1 protein-coding gene is annotated in these 1,902 nt (G+C 73.0%); it reads left to right on the top strand.

Features of this window, described 5'->3' with window-relative positions; genetic code table 11:
• Positions 1-64: 64 nt before the first annotated feature.
• On the top strand, positions 65-1,795 hold the full coding sequence (locus NBW84_RS16255) for a phosphatidylglycerol lysyltransferase domain-containing protein (protein ID WP_250285598.1): 1,731 nt from the start codon (positions 65-67) through the stop codon (positions 1,793-1,795).
• Positions 1,796-1,902: the final 107 nt, after the last annotated feature.

Raw genomic sequence — 1,902 nt, 5'->3', positions numbered from 1 at the left:
GCCGGCGCCCACCGAGGCGACGCGGGCCTCCCGGTCCGCGCTACCGGCGTGGAACCGCCTGTGGCTGCCGCCCGTGGCCGCCGCCCTGGTGTTCGTCGCGGGACTCATCGACATCGTCTCCGCGGTGACGCCCGGCTGGCGCAGCCGTCTCGACCTGATCCGGCAGATCCTGCCCGGGTCGGTCTCCCGGCAGGCCGCGGCGTTCACGGTCGTGGTCGGGCTCCTGCTGCTGCTCCTGGCGCGCGGCCTGCGCCGGCGCAAGCGCCGCGCCTGGCACGGGGTGGTGGCCCTGCTCACGGCGAGCGTCGTCCTGCACGTGGTCAAGGGCCTCGACTACGAGGAGGCGGCCGCCTCCGCCGTACTCGTCGCCGGTCTGCTGCTGGCACGCGGGGAGTTCCAGGCCAAGGGGGACCCGACCACCCGGTGGCGGGCGCTGTGGGTCGGGACCGCCCTCGCCGCCGCCTCGGTCATGATCGGCATGCTGCTGCTCCAGGTCGGTGGTGGGCGGCTGCTTGGGGCGCACCCGCTGTCCGCCCAGTTCGCGCACGTCGTGGACGGCCTGGTCGGCATCCACGGGCCGCTGCGCTTCTCCTCCGAACGGGTCTCGGATCTTGTCACCCGGACGCTGCTGACCATGGGCCTGCTCACGATCAGCGCTGTCGTGTACCTCGTGCTGCGGCCACCACGGCCGCGGCCGAAGCTGTCCGAGGACGACATCACCGGCATGCGCGCGCTGTTGGCCTGTCACGGTGACGCCGACTCGCTGGGCTACTTCGCCCTGCGCGCCGACAAGACCGTCGTCTGGTCGGCGACGCGCAAGGCCTGCGTCCCCTACCGGGTGGTGTCCGGGGTGATGCTCGCCAGCGGCGACCCGCTCGGCGACAACGAGGCGTGGCCGGGCGCGATCCGGGAGTTCCTGCGGATCGCCGCCGAACATGCCTGGATACCAGCGGTGATCGGATGCTCCGAGACGGGCGGCAAGGCGTGGGAGCGCGCCGGCCTGTCCGTGCTGGAGTTCGGTGACGAAGCCGTCATCGATGTGGCGGCCTTCACCCTCGAAGGTCGCGACATGCGCAACGTCCGGCAGGCCGTCGGCCGGGTCGAACGGGCCGGCTACACCTGCCAGGCCCTGCGGATGCGTGACCTGCCCGCCGAGGAGCGGGCCCGGCTGCGGGCGCAGGCCGCGGCATGGCGTGGCACCGAGACCGAACGCGGTTTCTCCATGGCGCTCGGCCGGATCGGCGCGCCCGCCGACGACGACTGCGTCGTCCTGATGGCCTTCGACCGCGGCGGGGACGGCCCGGCGGGCGGCGAGCCGCGGCTGCGTGCGCTGCTGCACTTCGTCCCGTGGGGCCGCCGGGGCCTGTCGCTGGACCTGATGGTGCGGGACCGTACCGCCGACAACGGGCTGAACGACTTCCTGATCGTCTCGGCGGTACGGGCCGCGGCCGGGCTCGGGGTGGAGCGCCTGTCGCTGAACTTCGCCTTCTTCCGGGCCGCGCTGGAGCGCGGGCAGCGGCTCGGCGCGGGCCCGGTCACCCGTTGTTTCCGGAACCTGCTGGTCTTCCTCTCCCGCTGGTTCCAGATCGACAGCCTCTACCGGTTCAACGCGAAGTTCCGCCCGGCCTGGTCGCCCCGCTACGTCTGTTTCCCGGCGAGCCGGAACCTGCCGCGCATCGCGCTGGCCATGCTGGAGGCCGAAGCCTTCCTGCGCTGGCCCCGGATGGGGGTACGGCCCGCCGCGTACCGGCTACGGCGGCCCGCCCGCCCGGCCGGTGTCTGCCCTCGTAGGTAGAAACCGCCGCTCCAGCAACGTTTTCCACCTACGGGCGCACGGGCCGTAGGTGGAAAACGTCGTCGCCACAGCGGTTTCCACCTACGGCAGCGGCCGTCCCTGCCTCC

Source organism: Protofrankia sp. CiP1_Cm_nod2 (assembly GCF_920664355.1).
In the GTDB taxonomy this organism is placed as follows: Bacteria; Actinomycetota; Actinomycetes; order Frankiales; family Frankiaceae; genus Protofrankia.
The sequence above is the reverse complement of the archived record's forward strand: the minus strand, read 5'-3'. Positions and strand labels throughout refer to the sequence as shown.